This window comes from Vibrio sp. TRT 2004 (assembly GCF_050113735.1).
In the GTDB taxonomy this organism is placed as follows: Bacteria; Pseudomonadota; Gammaproteobacteria; order Enterobacterales; family Vibrionaceae; genus Vibrio.
In genome coordinates this window covers 1-16982 of the sequence record NZ_JBNJOH010000027.1, presented here as the reverse complement: position 1 = coordinate 16982, position 16982 = coordinate 1, and the positions used below count along the sequence as shown (strand labels likewise).

Sequence of the window (16982 nt, the reverse complement as noted above, 5' to 3'; positions counted from 1 at the left end):
CTCCGCCAATTTCTGAATAGGGAAGATATAGCATGAAGGCGCTCCGAAACCCAGCGGCTGTAATGACTTTACTTACGTTGTCAGCATGTTCGACATTTGATTCTCAACAAGTAACTTCAACGCCAACAACGCCTAAAGCGAGTTTAGATAACCCAGCGAGTATTCAAGCACAAACGTTTGTAATGCGCGGTGAAGTGATACTTGGTCATGAGGTTCGCTCCATCACACCTTGCGGTAGTCAACAGCAGTATTGGCTCGACCTACCCAATGACAGATTTCAACAGGCTCTTAAACTCGTCCCAAGCCCATATTCACCTCTGTACGCAGAAGTGGTCGGTCACCTTGCAACTGGTCAAGCGGATGGTTTTGTTGCCGACTACACGGCGCGCTTCATTGTTGATTCAATCAATATCCTTAGTGCGGAAAACCCAAAACGCTGTGATCAGCCAGTTAAACCTACTTCTGCATTTGGTAACGAACCATACTGGTCTGTTGCCTTTTCAGACAAGTTCCTCACATTTCAAAAACTGGGCGAAGAGAAACAACAACTCGCACTGAAATCGAGTCGAATTGAAACCGATCGCCGACGATATCAGTTCGATGCCGGATCGCTAGAACTCAATAAACGCAGTTGTGTCGATGGTATGAGTGACTCTCTCTACGGATGGAGTGCGACATTGCAACTGGGTGACTCTACCTACAATGGCTGTGCAATGCTATCGAACAAAGATGCTACCCACAATTGGACGGGGGTTTATCAGGCCACATCCACACAAGCTAGCAACTTTAGTGTCAGCTTAAATATCGCTTCTGACCATACGGCCACAACCACTTACAGCTATAATGACGGCGAATCAGACTCTGTAGAACGAGGCTACTGGCAACAACTAAACCCAAATCAGGTTCAAGTTGTCATGACTCACCATCAGCAACAACCTCTGCTTTCTGAACGTATCTTTAGCCGAGAAGAGAACCAGATAACGGCTGACAAAGAAAAAGTGGGCAATATGGTCTACCCTATTGCTGACGGTGGACTGACTTTATTCAAGTCCGAGCAGAGCGCCTCGACAACGTATGGAACGACTAGTCCACTCGCTATCCCTGCAACCGCTGAATTTAATCCCAAAGTTGACAAAGCACTGCGAGATTATTTCAGCGCTAACGGTATAGATCCTACCGGGACTCGCTACCGCTGGCTTAGCTACGACCTCAATGGCGATGGCCATAATGAACTATTGGCACAACTCGACTGGTGTGGCTCTGGTGGCTGTACGCTCCTGATTTTCGACAATCAGCAACAGGATTGGCGCTTTAATAGCAAAATCACCTTAGTCAGAACGCCAATTAACGTTGGAGTCAATAAACAAAGCGGCTGGCAAGATCTGGTTCTATTTGTTAGCGGTGGTGGCGCGATACCTAACCAGCACGTTCTAAAATATAATGGTGTTAAGTATCCGCTAAACCCAAGTACCGCCCCAGTGGCAGGTTACGATGAAATCAGTCCAATCCAACTGTTCTCTGATGGACTAACCCCTCATCAACAAGGCATTACTCTTTGAATACTGTAATAACCTCTGAGGGCACTCGTTGCCCTCACTGTCTGCTGCAACATCAGTGTGTGTGTGACTTGTTGCCAAAGACACAAGCCCCTATTCATATTGCACTATTAATGCACGAGAACGAGTTGGATCGCGAGACTAATACCGGTAAATGGTTACTCCAAAGTTTGGCAACCAGTAGCTCTCATGTATGGCAGCGCACGGAGCCTTGCACAAACTTAATGGCATTGGTGGCTAGCCAACAGTATGACCCGTATTTGCTCTTCCCAAGCGATAAGAGCATCGATATATCAGAGATTAAACGTCAGCAAAGACAGGCAACAACAAATAGCACGCCCCTGTTCATTATTCTCGATGGCACATGGCAAGAGGCGAAAAAGATGCTGCGTAAAAGCCCTTGGTTGCAAGCGTTGCCACAAGTACACCTTGAACCAACCCGAGTCTCCACCTATCAGTTGCGACGTAATCAACAACAAGGCCATCTATGCACATTAGAAGTGTGTTGCGAGCTACTTGATGCCTTTGGTGAACCAAACTCATCAGAACAGCTATTAGGTTTTTTTGAACACTACATGCAGGTGTTTAAAGCCGACAAAAGTGGTCACGTTTTCAACGCTAAAACAGACGTTTAGGCTCTGCTAGATAGAAGCCTTGCAGGTAATCAACGCCGATGCTTTCCGCAATGCTACAAATCTCACTATTGTGGACAAACTCCGCGACCGTTTTGGCATTGAGAACCTGACACAGTTTAACTAACTGGGCCGTAATACGGCGCTGTTTTTCGTCTTGGTCGATATTTCTTATCAAGCTGCCATCTAACTTAATAATGTCTGGCTCAAGACGAATGATCTCATCTAAATTGGAATAACCGGAACCAAAATCGTCAACCATCAAGCGCACACCCAGTTTTTTGAAGTGACTGCAAACTTCCGCCATGCGACCAAAATCTTTAATCTGTTCCGATTCTAAAACTTCAATACCTAACCGATAAGGCTCATTCATCTCAGCGACCGACTGCTCAAGTAGGTACAACGTTTTATCACTCAGCATATCCTGTGGTGATAAGTTTATGGAGAAAGACTCTTGTCTGTTGGCCATATATGCCACCGTAGAGGTCAGCATGTGGCGACTCAAACGCGTATATAAATGAGTTCCTTCGATAATAGGTAAAAAACGCCCTGGAGAGATGATGCTGCCCTCATCTTCGATTCGAACCAGACACTCTTGTGACACTTGTTCTCTTGTATGAGCGGCAAATATGGGCTGACTGTAGGTAATGATGCGTTTATTAAGAATGGCTCGGCTAACGACTCCCATCAACTCAAGCCTATCTTGATGTTCAGCAACAGAAACCGCGCAATCTTTCGCATTACACATATGGGTGTTACGTGCTTTTCCCATTCGTCTAGCATCGATCGATTTTAGCAGTAGCTCTTCTCCCTCAACTTCAGGGAAATCAAATCGACTCGCGATGCCTGCGGTAATCGATACTGACAAGTAGTCGAGTTCTGGCAACTCAAATGGGTCAAAATTAATGTGTTCTAACTCTTCAGCGAAAGAGGAGAATTCAACCCGAATTTGTTCACTCGTGCGATTGGACATAAAAACAATCGCCCACTCAGCAGGTCCGATATAGTAGAGGTGTTTAACAAAATCACTACCATGGCGATGAGCAATGCTTGAGGTTATGTGCTCCGTCAGATCTCGGATTAGCTCATCAGCGACTTGATAACCGTACTTTTCATTAACCTGATGAAAGTTCGACAATTTAAAAGTGATAATATGCTCATTGCTTTTCACGCGAGTTAACCTTTCCTGTAAGGCTACTCGATTCTGCAATCCAGTATGTTTATCGAGGCGGTAACTCTCAATCAACCTCTCGGTCTGTTTTGCCAGTTTTTGTTCAACACCTTGACGGATCTGGTTGAGCTCATCAATTGAATGACGAATGAGGTGAAAAAGTGGTGAGACCGGAAATTCGTCGTTATCAGCAACGGTCAGAGCCGGACGCGAGTCATCTTCACTCATCGCAACATAAGTCATGCTGTGATGCAGCGTCTCTTGACGCTCGCTACGATAAAATTCCCCTAAGCAGTATGAACCACAACAAATTTCGAACTGATCGAAAAGCCTGATTTCACTGACACCCTCCACAAACTCCAGTCGAGACTCACAGTTATAGATAAACACAGACTCTGGGTTATATTTTGCTAGTTGAATGACATCATGGCGAACCTGTTCAAGCGTTAAAGAGGGATGGTTGTAGCAGATGCGTACTTCATCACCAATCGAGATCGATTGATCAAGTTCAATACTACCGTCAGGGTAAAGGGCTCTAGGACAACTGATTTGCCCAGAACTGCTTTCTAAAGGGAAGCTTAACATCTGCTCTAAAGCTAACGAGCGCCCTTGTGCGAGCCTCATTTGATATAAACTATAAGCAGGCTGGTAGTCGAGAGATTTTAGCTTAGCGCCTTCCGCATCGGTGACTCTTAATGGACCACCAACAGGCGTCCATTCAGAAAATGCGTTGCGCCATACTTGCAAACGATCACTGTGGAGAGCAACCGATACCGATCTCTTTTGATAAGTTTGAGTGCCATACAACACCCACTCTTCACGTACATCAACATTGGCGGCCACACCACCACTGATCGGCACTGATGTTAACTCCCCTAGCGCTCGGTAGAGGTTAAAATCCAAACTCTTGATGTGTTGTGAAAAACTGATGATGAGTTTCGACTGCTCATTCAGTTCAAGAGCACCAAAAACATTGCGTGCTTCTTGGATAGGATTCTCAGTCAGTTCAACACATGCAGAGGTGATTCGAGTATGCTCAAAGCAAGAGATAACAACTAAGCTTCCATGATGAGTGATCTGCCCATCGACAATCGTATGGCGGGTGCTATGCCCTATGATGTGGCTATGTGGAAGGAATTCATAAATCTGCCGAGCATAAGCACATACTCTATCTTCTGGCTCTGTTGAAAAAAGCTGGACAAGACATGATGCAGAATTCCTAGCAGGAATATCCTGGAGAAACGCCATTAATTGCTGATTATCAGTCACCAGCGTGGAATAAGTGCGCATTCAAATAGCCTAAGACGTGTTTCATTTATTTACTAGTGGCTATACCGTAATGCATATGCATCCATATGAAAAGAGTTGATTTCGAGAGTTGTTAGTTACTTCCCTATCAATAACAATAAGTCAGACAATCGGTTTACTTCAACATCCGGGATAACTTTCACCTTATCATGTTGATACAAATCGATATTTTGATCGTTGAACCAGCAAGCCTTCATTCCACTGCACTTGGCGCCAAGGACATCTGAGACCAAGTGATCACCAACGTGCAAAATATCCTCAGCGGGTATCGCCAAAAATTGTTGCGCCTTGTCGAAGAGATCTCGATGGGGTTTTGCATAACCATCTGGGCCAGCTTTCAGCACCAAAGAGAAGTAGTCAGCTAAACCAATTTTTTCCACATCAACATTACCATTAGTGATCGCTACCAAGGGTATCTGATTAGCCAGCTCGGCCAATACCTTGTGAGATTCTAACGGTACTGTGAAATCGCTCCGAAGCTCTAAGACACGCGCAATCGCCTCTTCAGCCGCCGACTGTGCTTGCTGCGGCTGATAACCAAGCAAAATCAGTCCCTGCTCAATTTGTTTATAACGCCATAGCGTCACATCGTTAGGTAACCAGCTATCTTGTTTTGCCAAGGTTCGTTTTAAATCATACCACCAGCTTAGCGGCTGAGTCGCAGAGATAGGGTGTTGGTGGTGCAACCATTCAACCATCTGGCGTTCAACCTGACGAATGATTGGACGATTATCATAAAGCGTGTCATCAAGGTCGAAAGTCATTGCTTTGACTGCTTGCCATTGGCGGAAAAATTGCACAATTAACTCCCTTTCTTTTTCGCTCTTGGGTGTGCCTGATCGTAAACGTCAGCCAAATGTTGAAAATCTAAATGGGTATAGATCTGAGTGGTTGAAATATTTTCATGCCCTAACAGCTCCTGAACCGCTCGTAGATTATTACTCGACTCCAACATATGTGTGGCAAATGAATGTCGCAGCTTATGGGGGCTAATGTGGCTCGCGACAGACTGTTTATGGCCCCACTCCGCCATACGTTTTTGAACATTCCGGTGCGATATCCTAACGCCAAGCTTTGAGACGAACAAAGCTGGCTCATCACTCTTCGCTAAGCTAGAGCGAACTTTCAGCCATTTGGTTACCCATTCCGCCGCCATTCCAGAGAAAGGGACTTTGCGTTCTTTATCGCCTTTACCGATAACACGCAGTTCACCGGAAGAAAGGCTCACATCCTTAAGGTTTACATTGACCATTTCAGCCAAACGAAGCCCTGCACCATACATCAGCTCCATCATTGCGCGATCTCTAATCGCTAATGGATCATCTTCATTCACCTCAAGCAATTGACCTACTTCATCAACATCGAGATTTTTAGGCAAAGGACGTTTTTTACGTGGCGCAGAAACCCCTTTGGCTGGATTTGCAGTCAATTCGCCGCGCAAAATCAGAAAGTCAAAAAAGCTACGTAACGAAGAGAGACGAGTAGCAATACTGCTGGCCTTCATCCCATCACGCATTCCCTTGCTGGCAATTTGGCGCACCCATCCAGCGTCCACTTGTTGCCAACTTTTCAGACCAAGATGAACAAGGTGACTTGCGATGGTTTCAAGCTGTTGTTTGTAATTGCGCTGGGTATGCAAGCTCAGCCCCTTTTCGCTTCTTAAATATTCATAGAAGCGTTCCAGAGGCTGTCTTAGTCCGCTAGGAAGAGGAGTTACTGATTCGCTCATGCTCTTCACATTGCCAAGGCAGGCTTTCAATCAAATGAGATAACACCAGCGCCAAGTGACGCAGGAACAAGGTGTCCATATGGGGCTGGAAATGGCCACCATCACCGCTTGAGAACATCAGTACTCCTTGAAGTGCTTTCTTATACAAGGGTAGCACGACATACGAACCCATTTCTGGCGCTCGAGAGTTTTCACCTAGCAATAATTCGCGATCTACTTTGCGCATACGCCCCAAGTAAGCACTCTTACCGTTTAAATGATTGGTCGCAAAACGCTGATAGTTTTCTTTATTCAATGAGTAGTAGCCCGATTCGCTATCAAGTAAGCGCACATAAGCCACTAATCCTAGTGATTTGGCCATATTTTCAATGGCTTTTACTACCGAAAACAGGGTGTCACATTTGAGGATCTGCTCTTGCAGCTCCATAAACTCATGAAATGTTCTGTCATTACTTTTAGCCAGAGACATTAATGAGGTGATCTCTTCTTCTAACTCTTCGATTCGCTGACGCTGCCGGTTCATTTGCACATGAACCAGAGAAACAGCACCTTGTTCCTGACTTGGCAGTGCCAGTCGGTCCACTAAATCACGTCGATGAGTAAAAAAGTCTGGATTGTCACTTAGGTACTCGGCTACCACTTCAGCCGTCAGTGCATCCGCTTCAATTTGAGACACGTTGAATCCTTGTTATTATTTTATTCTTAGCAGCTTAGCTGACCATCAAACACATGGGTAGCAGGGCCTGTCATGTATAACGGTTTCCCAGGTCCTTGCCAGCTAATGTGCAGCGAACCACCAGGCAGGTTCACTTTAACGCTTTCGTCTAATAGCCCTTGGATGATACCAACAGCTACCGCACCACAAGCACCACTGCCACAGGCTTGAGTCTCACCAGCCCCTCGCTCATAGACTCGTAGGTTGATTTCATCTCGTCGCAATACTTGCATGAATCCAGCATTAACGCGCTCAGGGAATCGCTCATGGGACTCTAGAAGAGGTCCTAATGTGTCGACATCAGCCGTAGCGACATCATCAACCACAGTCACCACGTGAGGGTTACCCATGCTGACTGCACCACAGAATAAGGTTTTTTCCCCTGTACGCATGATGTACGTTTTTTCAGTCTGCTTCGCTTTGAAAGGAATCTTACTTGGTTCAAATTCCGGCACTCCCATGTTCACCGTAACCTGATCATCTTCCTCTATGTTCAGTACCATTTTACCCTTTTTAGTACTGACGCTAATGCTGTACTTGTTAGTTAATCCTTTCATTCGGACAAAGCGAGCAAAGCATCGAGCACCATTACCACACTGTTCAACTTCACTACCATCAGCGTTAAAAATTCGGTAGTGGAAGTCGGTTTCAGGATCGTATGGAGCTTCCACGACAAGCAGTTGGTCAAAACCAACGCCTGTGTGACGATCCGCCATGCGACGGATCAAATCAGGGGAAAAGAAAATATTTTGAGTAATACAATCAACGACCATGAAGTCGTTACCCAAACCGTGCATTTTTGAAAAATGGAAATGCATAAGACTTCAATTACTCCGGAAGTACGTTTTCAAGTGCCCACAAACTGGATAGTTCTTCTCTTTGGCGCACTAAGTAAGCTTGATCGCCATCAACCATGACCTCTGCTGCACGAGAACGAGTGTTGTAGTTGGACGACATGACAAAGCCATAAGCACCAGCAGAACGTACCGCTAGCAAATCATTTTCCTCAATCACTAGCGAACGGTCTTTACCGAGAAAATCACCCGTTTCGCAGATAGGTCCCACCAAGTCGTAAGTCATTGGTTCGCCTTTGCGAGGGCAAACAGGCACGATATCTTGCCATGCTTGATAAAGCGCTGGACGCATTAAATCATTCATTGCGGCATCAATAATGGCGAAATTCTTGTGTTCGGTATGTTTAAGGAATTCTACCTTAGTCAGTAAGACACCTGCGTTAGCTGCAATCGCACGGCCGGGTTCAAAGATAAGCTCCAAGTCTTGATGATTTTCAAGACGACCTAGCAGTGCCTTCGCATAATCAGAAGGCTCTGGTGGCAGCTCATCACGGTATACCACCCCTAAACCACCACCAACATCAAGATGATCGATCTTAATACCTTGGGCTTTTAGATCATCAATAAGTGCGAGCAGGCGATCTGTTGCATCGATAAACGGTTCAATATCGGTTAGCTGAGATCCAATATGGCAGTCAATACCGCGAATCTGTAAGTTCTCTAGACTTTGAGCAAATTTATAAACCGCAGGTGCACGATCAAACGCAATACCAAACTTGTTATCACGTAGGCCAGTTGAAATATAAGGGTGAGTATTTGCATCGACATCTGGGTTAATGCGCAGCGAGATCGGTGCTTTAAGACCAAGCTCTCCAGCAACCTTGTTGAGACGCTCAAGCTCTGGCTCAGACTCTACGTTGAAACACTTGATCCCCAGCTCTAGCGCTCGTTTCATCTCGGCTTCGGTTTTACCAACGCCAGAGAATACAACTTTGCTTGCTTCACCACCGGCAGCAATGACTCGTTCCAGTTCACCACCAGACACAATATCAAAACCAGAACCCAGGCGAGCTAACACATTCAATACACCAAGGTTTGAGTTTGCTTTGACGGCATAGCACACCAAATGTGGGTGCTCACCTACCGATTTATCAAACGCGTGCCAGTGACGCTCAAATGTTGCGCGTGAGTATACATAAAGTGGCGTGCCGTACTGTTGTGCAAGTTCTGTTAGTGCGACATCTTCGGCCCATAGCTGGCCATCATCCTGATAGTTGAAGTAATCCAAAGTACTTTCCCTTATATTCTGTTTCTAATTATTGTGAAGACTGCTCGTTCTGCTGAGCATCTTCAGGCATGTAAAGCGGTCCAGTTTGACCACAGCCAGCTAAGCCAAGCACCGAAAAGATAAAAAGAGCTAAGATCGATTTTTTCATTGGTTGTATCGTGATTATTCTATCAATGCCCCCTATAATCGCACCACACTCAAGAAAAGCAATAGGATAGATTAGATGAACGATACGGAATTTCATCAGTTAGTAGATGTTCAAATGCAAATCATCGAGGAAATGATTGATGATTCAGGTGCGGACATCGATTACGAGACCTCTGGCAACGTAATGACTTTGGAGTTTGAAGACCGCAGTCAAATCATTATCAACCGTCAGGAACCAATGAAAGAGATCTGGCTAGCATCTAAATCTGGGGGGTTTCACTTTGCTCTAGTTGATGGTAATTGGACGTGTTCAAAGACTGGACTAGAACTTATTGCTATGGTTAAGCAAGAGTGTGAAAAACACTGCGACGAAGAGATCGAGTGGGCCTAAGGCATCATCCCTGCCCAACATAAAAAAAGAGCATCCTTAGATGCTCTTTTTTGTATTCGTTTATGCATTGACTATCTTGTTTGGCCTAGTGTAACTGGCGCCATCATTTCGATAAGGAACAATATAAGGTTCGTCATCTTCTGGACGAACAATCTGGTAGTACTGAGGCAAATTGAAATTGATCAGTTTCGAAGAGAGCGGATTTTCATCTTTCACCGAGGTATAAAAACTGTTCACGCTCGCAATCATCTCATCTTTCTCACCTTTAAACTGGTGATAGACTTCCACTCGATTCGATTCGTCCAACACGTAGATATTGAAGCCTTTATCAGTATCTTCAAAAAAGAACTGAATCAAACCTTCGCTAGCAAAACCATCAACCACTTCAGGCAACTGATAGTCCTGTTCCTTATCTAGCATCAGAAGTGGTGAACCTTTCAACTTGTTGGTCGAAATACTGCGATAAAAATCTACCGAGTTTTCCAACATTTGAACCGAAACACCACGACGTTCATAAAAAAGACCGTAAGTTTGCTGACCTATGCGTAAAGCCTTAAATCGACGACGTTTTTCTTGTTCAACTGGCTTGAGACGTAAATCAATACACTCTGCCAATAACTGATAAACCTTGTTGCGCATGACGCCACGTAGATTTTTGCTGTAACAGAACACATCCACTGACTCTGGCGGGATCGCATCCTGATGCATTTTCCCTAGCACGGTTTTCAACCCGTCCAGCATGGCCGTCTCACCTTTAAAATGCAAAGTACGTACTTCATGCCACGAATTGCGGTAAACCAAATCAACACTGCCGACTAGGCATTTCTGCTCAGGACCAAAGCTAAAAATATCTGTGGTTTTAGGATCAAGCTTCAAAGACTTACCACTCAGGTCTGCTGTTGGATCGTTTTCAAAGTTGATAAACATCGCCAGTTGACTAATTTCACATGGGCTAGCTAACGCTTGCATTGTCGGTCGGCGTTTACGCAGTGAGAATGTATTACGTAGGTCACTCACCATCTGATAGAACTTGTCGATGTCGAGGTGAGCATCACGAATCACAGAATGCAAACGAGTCGATTCTGTAATCAAACCATTGAAGAATGACCATGCGACTAGCTTACTCAAATACTCGTTATGTTCTAACGGCGCCTGACCGATAATACGGTGTGGAGTCAAAGGTTGTTTATACAGATACCAACCCGCTTTATTTGTCCGTCCTGGACGAACTTCAATAAAGGTGAGGTCAGACTCATGCAAATCAGGAGAAATCTGAGGATTAAGCAGTGTAACTTTACCTGGTAACACTTCAAACGCAGCATACAGCTTACGCGCCAAGATACTAATATCCTGAGGGCTAATGGCAGAAGTAATATCGTTGCGACGAGCAAACTGAATAAGATTCCGGTAGCTCTGCATCAAAGCGTCCAGCAGCGCATGGTGCACAACTTTGACTTGCTCTACTTTCCAGTTACGACGGTCATCAAGCTCTTCAATAACAGAGTCTGACCAATTCCACTGCTGTACTAGCTCACTCAGCGCTTCACGACGCCATTCCACCGAACCCACACTTGGTTCTCTAGAAAGCTTTTCGTGCGTTTTAAGATAAAAACAGCGGCGCACTAAATCTAAACGCGTGGTATCTCCAATACGTTCAAGATAACGAGTCACCTTTTCTAGCATTAGGTAATACGCATCCATCCCGTAAAGATCCGGCTCATGCGCAAAGAAACGTCGCTTAGTATCTAGGCTCAACAGCTGGGTATTTGGGTACTCCCACGAATAGGCTTCTAATAAAATGGCTTTCAGAACCGACTTGTATGGCGAGTCAATACTCTTGTAAAGCTGCCATAGATTCGAGCCAAAATACTCCTCTGCAGGAATTCGATTCAATTTGCCGAAGTCAATCCACTTAGAGCAATCGATATATCCTTTACTGCACAGGTCTTTTACATATTCGTCGTAGCACTCTTCCATCTCAGTTGGAACAATCTGCCACAGCAAGCGCTGGCCAGCGAGGCGGACAGCACTGCGATAAAACTCATCAAGTAACAGTAGATGCTGAGATGAACCACAGTTGTCACCGGTCATTTCTTCAGAATGATTTGAACGGAAACGTTGCTCATCCATTAAGAAGAAATTCGCTTCAACACCCTGAGTTTGTGCCCAATCAGTGATCAGTAAACATTTGTTGGTTAGGCTTTCTCTTTCCTCGCATTCCATCTCAGGTGATACACATACCCAAATATCCAGATCACTGGAGGTGCTTTGCCCAATAGAAGATGTACTTCCCATGGTATAAAGACCGAGAATTGCTGGATTTTCACTGGTAGGTAGAGGCTGTCCAATGGTTAATTGGCTATCTTCAACGAATTGCTGCTGAATGTCGTTAAGCTCAAAATCACAAATACCAAAAGGAACGTTGGCATCAAAGTAACCAGGAAACAGAGGATGGTTGAAATGGAGTAGAGTTGGGATCAGATGGAAGACTCGTTGACTTGGTAAATCCATAAGCGCCAGCGCACGTTCAATACGTTGCTGGTTAAGGTTATCAAGTCTCTTTATTAACGTCTTGGTGTAAGCCTGCAAGGGAGCTTCCTTGGTTCATATCCTAGATAGTGCCTGACTAAAAACTGTCCTAAAGCACCAACAAAACGTGATCAATCTAACATTTTTATTTGGATTGGTAAAGAAATGTACGATCTGATCTACACAATTTTGTCCATCTGAAGTTGCCGCTCTTAGTGTGGTACGTAACTGCTCTTAATAATAATAGCCTATTTTACAAACGAGACATTTATCACACTCTTTCGATGATTTTGTGCTAGCAAACATCAATCCCTCACCCGAATGAATATGCAGTAATGCATTTTTAGCCGACAGTGGTAGGATTAGCGATTATTTTGGTATCAGCAGAACACTATGACTCAAACAACTCCAATTCGTATCGCTACACGTAAAAGTCCACTTGCGCTTTGGCAGGCTCACTATGTTAAAGACGCATTACAAGCTGCTCACCCAGGTTTGGAAGTTGAGCTAGTAACCATGGTAACCAAAGGCGACATTATCTTAGATACACCGCTAGCAAAAGTGGGTGGTAAAGGTTTATTCGTTAAAGAGCTTGAAGTCGCCATGCTGGAAGGTCGAGCAGATTTGGCCGTCCACTCGATGAAGGACGTTCCTGTCGATTTCCCTGAAGGCCTAGGCCTAGTCACCATCTGTGAGCGTGAAGATCCACGCGATGCTTTTGTATCCAACACATACAGCAGTATTGATGAACTCCCCCAAGGAGCAATTGTGGGCACTTGTAGCCTGCGTCGTCAATGTCAACTTAAAGAGGCTCGTCCAGACTTAGTCATTAAAGAACTGCGTGGCAATGTTGGCACTCGTCTCAGCAAACTGGACGCTGGCGAATACGATGCCATCATTCTTGCTGCCGCTGGCCTAAAACGCCTTGAACTGGAAGAGCGTATCAAGAGCTTTATTGAACCAGAACAGTCCTTACCAGCAGTTGGACAAGGGGCAGTCGGTATTGAATGTCGCTTAGACGATGAACGCCTTATTGAACTCCTAGAGCCACTAAACCACAAAGAAACCGCAGACCGTGTTCGCTGTGAACGCGCAATGAACCTAACCCTAGAAGGTGGATGTCAGGTGCCAATCGGTAGTTACTCGCTCATTGATGGCGACAACATCTGGCTACGTGCTTTAGTGGGTGAACCAGACGGCTCTATGATCGTTCGTGGTGAGATCCGTGGCGCTCGTGCAGACGCAGAAGCTCTAGGTGTCGAACTTGCTAATCAACTATTGGCAGACGGCGCGAAAGAGATTCTGACTAAACTGTACGCAGAACACGAGTAAATCACTATGGCAGTACTGGTCACTAGGCCGGGACAACAAGGCCTTACCCTATGTGAGCAACTTTCGAAGGTTGGAGTTTCCAACCTTCACCACCCTCTTATACATATCCAGCCCGGTGAGCACTTAACCGGACTGGAGAATCGAATAGCTGAAGTTGACATCATCATCGCAGTTAGCCAGCACGCAGTGGAAGCGAGCCATCGTTTCCTCTCACAATTGAGCCTAACTTGGCCTTCACAGCCGATCTACCTTGCCGTTGGTCAAAAAACTGCACATGTTTTGAGCAAAGTGAGTCAACAAAAAGTACACTACCCAGAAATTAGTGACAGCGAACATCTACTTAATCTGGATGTACTGCAAAACGTCACCAACAAATCAATCCTCATCTTGCGTGGAAATGGCGGGCGAGAACTCATCTTCGATACGCTCTCTGCACGAGGTGCGTGTGTTGAATATAGAGAAGTATACAAACGAGAAAACCTAGCTTTCCGCTCAGATTTACTCGTACCGTTCTGGCAAGATAAAAACATTAATCAATTAGTCATCACCAGTTCAGGTCAGCTCGACTACTTTATTTCGCAGTTTAATCAACAACAACGGGACTGGTTATTTACGCTACACCTCTACGTACCTAGCGAGCGTATAGCGCAACAAGCACGAGAAGTCGGTTTTAAAGTGGTCACCAATACTTTCAGTGCCTCGAACCCAGTGTTATTGGCTGCTCTCCGGCCAGACAAAACAGGACAATAAGTCATGACAAGCAAAAATAAAAACGAAAACATTGCCCCTGACCAAGAAAAAGATAAGGCAGCGGACGCAAACAAATCAGAAACAACAGCGTCTGCAGAAACAGCGGTAGAGACAGCAGAGCAAGTCTCACCAGCCACGGAACCAAAGCCTAGCGAAGCCGCGAAAACTCAAGCTGAAGATAAACAAGCCAAACGTGGCGTTAAGCTCGCGACTGTTGCCATCGTTATTTCGGTCCTTTTCGGTGGCGGTCTTACCTTCCAAATGCAACAAAAGAACGCTGAATACCAAGCGCAAATTAGCGCATTACAGACTCAGTTGCAGCAAACTCAAAACTCGGTTCAATCTGAACTTGAAGCGACCCAGCAGCAAGCCATCGCCAAAGCGACAGAAATCACTCACCGTGCAGAAACCGTATTAGCTCAGCAACAAAAAAGCATTGAAAGCCTTCAGTTAGCCGTTGCTGATGTGAAAGGGCGTCGTCCAAATGACTGGCTTCTCGCGGAAGCAGATTACTTGGTAAAACTGGCAGGACGTAAACTCTTTCTTGAGCATGACGCGGTAAGCGCAACCAAACTGATGGAAAGTGCGGACCAGCGCATCGCTGCACTGAACGACCCAAGTTTAGTTCCACTGCGAAAAGCGATGGCCAACGACATTACTAAGCTAAAGACCATTCCATTAGTTGATCGTGAAGGTTTAGTGCTACGCATTACAGCACTACAGCAACAGGTAGATAAACTCCCACTTGCCAATGCCCTACTTCCTGAAGCAGATAAGCAGCAAAAACCTGTAGTTTCAGAAGACATCTACGACTGGCAAGATAACCTAATTACTTCACTAAAAGATTTCTCTGACAACTTCATCACTTTCAGAACTCGTGATGGCAACGTTATTCCACTCCTATCACCTCAGCAGCACTTCTACTTAAAAGAAAACATTAAGGCGAAGTTAGAGACAGCGATTAAGGCCGTCTACGTAGAACAACAAGAAATCTACTCGACTGCGTTAACAACCGCAGACAAATGGTCATCAACCTTCTTTAACCAAGACTCAAATGAAGTGAAAGAGTTTAATAAAGCTCTAGAGCTATTGAGCTCACAAAAGGTTCAAGTTGAGTATCCAGTTAAGCTTGAAACCCAACAGAACCTATCTGATGTCATTCGTGAACGCCTTCGTCGTGAAGTAACGACTCTAGTATCGGAGGATAAGTAATGTTTCGCCTTATTTTTCTCTTTGTCGTACTCGGATTAGGACTGTTTGTTGGTACTCAGTATGCAGGTCAACAAGGCTATGTGCTGATCTCAATTGCCAACAAAACCATCGAGATGAGTGTCACGACTTTAGTCATCTTCGTTATTGGCGCGCTAGCAGCACTGTTCGGTTTAGAGTATCTGATTAAGAAAGTATTCTATGCGAGTTCAGCGACATGGAATTACTTCAGCGTACGTAAAATGAGACGCTCACGCCGCTACACAAATGAAGGAATCATCAAGTTGCTCGAAGGTGATTTCAAGCTCGCAGAGAAAAAAGTGACTCGTTGGGCCAATCATCATGATATGCCACTACTCTGTTACTTAGTTGCATCAGAAGCAGCACAAGGCATGGGTAATGAAGCACAGCGTGATCGTTATTTAGAACTGGCAGCACAGCAAGAAAACGCTGAGCTAGCGGTTGAGCTCACTAGAGCCAAACAACAAATTCGCGATGCTAAGTACAACCAAGCTCTTGAAACGCTGTCAGGCTTGAAACATAACTATGCCAACAACCTAATAGTGCTGAACTTACTCAAACAGGTTTACATTGAACTGAAGCTTTGGCAGCCGCTTTTGGACTTACTGCCAAAACTCGTGAAGAATAAGATCGTGACCGAAGAGGAACAAGAGCCATTAGCACAACGAGCACAATGCGGCCTGCTTACTGAAGTTGCAGAGCAAAAAGGGAGTGAAGGACTGATCGCTCACTGGAATGCGCTACCACGCAAGGTGAAATCAGACGCTCACCTAGTGGAGTGCTTTGCGAAGCAACTCATCAACCGTCAGGCAGATAACGAAGCGTTTACTTTAATTAAAGAAACACTTAAGAAGCATCCGAATTCTGAATTATATCGCTTACTTCCTGAGCTTAAACTCTCAGACAGCCATCCAGTTATCACCTTCTTAGAAGAAGTTCTAAGAAAAGATGCCAATAACGCACAAGCAAATAGTGCTTTAGCGCAGTTCCACCTACGTAATGAAAACTGGAGTGGCGCTCAACAGTACTTAGAGAAAGCGCTCTCTATACGCTCAAACGTCTCAGATTACGGTCTACTGGCGGATGCCCTAGAGAAACAAAACCTAACTAAAGCCGCACATGAAGTCTCTAAAAAAGCACTGACTCTGATCAGCGGCCCTGCTGCTTAACACTAGCAAGTACTTTAGAAAGCCACCTAATCAGGTGGCTTTTTTATAGCGAGAATATTTTCTCTTTTCAGAGACAAGTCCTATCAACATCTTCTAGGCCCAGCATCTCATCAGTTTACAGCCAAACCTTACCTTCAGCGTAAGCAGCGCTCGTATTGTCCCCTATCTCAAAGCGCGTAATCCACAGCCCGTACCCGATTTCCACACCTGAAGCACTCCTGCTCCCTAATACACAAAAAGC

Annotated in this window: 15 protein-coding genes; 7 read left to right on the top strand and 8 right to left on the bottom strand. The window is 45.1% G+C overall.

Features of this window, described 5'->3' with window-relative positions; genetic code table 11:
* The first annotated feature begins 32 nt into the window (after positions 1-32).
* Together ACQEXR_RS12095 and ACQEXR_RS12090 are read left to right on the top strand one after the other, a co-directional pair.
* Positions 33-1559, top strand: a complete 1527-nt coding sequence (locus tag ACQEXR_RS12095) for a COG3650 family protein (RefSeq protein WP_426953103.1) — start codon at positions 33-35, stop codon at positions 1557-1559.
* On the top strand, positions 1556-2191 hold the full coding sequence (locus ACQEXR_RS12090; protein ID WP_427020420.1) for a tRNA-uridine aminocarboxypropyltransferase: 636 nt from the start codon (positions 1556-1558) through the stop codon (positions 2189-2191). Before ACQEXR_RS12095 ends, ACQEXR_RS12090 begins: the two co-directional genes overlap by 4 nt.
* Here the strand turns inward: ACQEXR_RS12090 and ACQEXR_RS12085 are convergent.
* From ACQEXR_RS12085 to lptM, 7 genes are all read right to left on the bottom strand, one after another.
* Positions 2175-4649: an EAL domain-containing protein gene (locus ACQEXR_RS12085; protein WP_427020419.1), complete on the bottom strand. Its 2475-nt coding sequence runs from the start codon at positions 4647-4649 to the stop codon at positions 2175-2177. The genes ACQEXR_RS12090 and ACQEXR_RS12085 overlap by 17 nt on opposite strands.
* A gap of 95 nt (positions 4650-4744) precedes the next feature.
* Complete coding sequence (yigB, locus tag ACQEXR_RS12080; RefSeq protein ID WP_427020418.1) at positions 4745-5467, bottom strand: 5-amino-6-(5-phospho-D-ribitylamino)uracil phosphatase YigB; 723 nt, start codon at positions 5465-5467, stop codon at positions 4745-4747.
* 2 nt (positions 5468-5469) lie between these two features.
* Positions 5470-6396: a tyrosine recombinase XerC gene (gene xerC / locus ACQEXR_RS12075; RefSeq protein ID WP_138972203.1), complete on the bottom strand. Its 927-nt coding sequence runs from the start codon at positions 6394-6396 to the stop codon at positions 5470-5472.
* Positions 6368-7072, bottom strand: coding sequence for a DUF484 family protein (locus tag ACQEXR_RS12070; RefSeq protein WP_269378393.1), 705 nt, complete (start codon positions 7070-7072; stop codon positions 6368-6370). The genes xerC and ACQEXR_RS12070 overlap by 29 nt, the downstream gene beginning before the upstream one ends.
* 26 nt (positions 7073-7098) lie before the next feature.
* The gene (gene dapF / locus ACQEXR_RS12065; protein WP_331427745.1) at positions 7099-7929 is read right to left on the bottom strand and encodes a diaminopimelate epimerase; all 831 of its coding nucleotides are present in this window, start codon (positions 7927-7929) and stop codon (positions 7099-7101) included.
* Between the two features lie 10 nt (positions 7930-7939).
* On the bottom strand, positions 7940-9193 hold the full coding sequence (gene lysA, locus ACQEXR_RS12060) for a diaminopimelate decarboxylase (RefSeq protein ID WP_426953100.1): 1254 nt from the start codon (positions 9191-9193) through the stop codon (positions 7940-7942).
* Between the two features lie 28 nt (positions 9194-9221).
* Positions 9222-9341 carry an LPS translocon maturation chaperone LptM gene (lptM, locus tag ACQEXR_RS12055; protein WP_419723661.1) on the bottom strand — a complete coding sequence of 40 codons (120 nt, stop codon included), beginning with the start codon at positions 9339-9341 and terminating at the stop codon, positions 9222-9224.
* A gap of 75 nt (positions 9342-9416) precedes the next feature.
* Between lptM and cyaY the strand changes: the two genes are divergently transcribed.
* Entirely contained in the window at positions 9417-9731 is a 315-nt protein-coding gene (cyaY, locus tag ACQEXR_RS12050) for an iron donor protein CyaY (protein WP_331418019.1), read from the top strand.
* A 60-nt stretch (positions 9732-9791) separates the two neighbouring features.
* On the opposite strand, the gene ACQEXR_RS12045 is transcribed toward cyaY, so the two are convergent.
* Complete coding sequence (locus ACQEXR_RS12045) at positions 9792-12320, bottom strand: class I adenylate cyclase (RefSeq protein WP_138972208.1); 2529 nt, start codon at positions 12318-12320, stop codon at positions 9792-9794.
* 333 nt (positions 12321-12653) lie between these two features.
* Here ACQEXR_RS12045 and hemC point away from each other — a divergent pair, with 333 nt between their 5' ends.
* The 4 genes from hemC to ACQEXR_RS12025 are packed head-to-tail and all read left to right on the top strand — an operon-like array spanning position 12654 to position 16741.
* Positions 12654-13592, top strand: a complete 939-nt coding sequence (gene hemC, locus ACQEXR_RS12040) for a hydroxymethylbilane synthase (protein ID WP_427020417.1) — start codon at positions 12654-12656, stop codon at positions 13590-13592.
* 6 nt (positions 13593-13598) lie between these two features.
* On the top strand, positions 13599-14342 hold the full coding sequence (locus tag ACQEXR_RS12035; protein ID WP_138972210.1) for a uroporphyrinogen-III synthase: 744 nt from the start codon (positions 13599-13601) through the stop codon (positions 14340-14342).
* Between the two features lie 3 nt (positions 14343-14345).
* The gene (locus tag ACQEXR_RS12030; RefSeq protein ID WP_138972211.1) at positions 14346-15554 is read left to right on the top strand and encodes a uroporphyrinogen-III C-methyltransferase; all 1209 of its coding nucleotides are present in this window, start codon (positions 14346-14348) and stop codon (positions 15552-15554) included.
* Complete coding sequence (locus tag ACQEXR_RS12025; RefSeq protein ID WP_427020416.1) at positions 15554-16741, top strand: heme biosynthesis protein HemY; 1188 nt, start codon at positions 15554-15556, stop codon at positions 16739-16741. Before ACQEXR_RS12030 ends, ACQEXR_RS12025 begins: the two co-directional genes overlap by 1 nt.
* Positions 16742-16982: the final 241 nt, after the last annotated feature.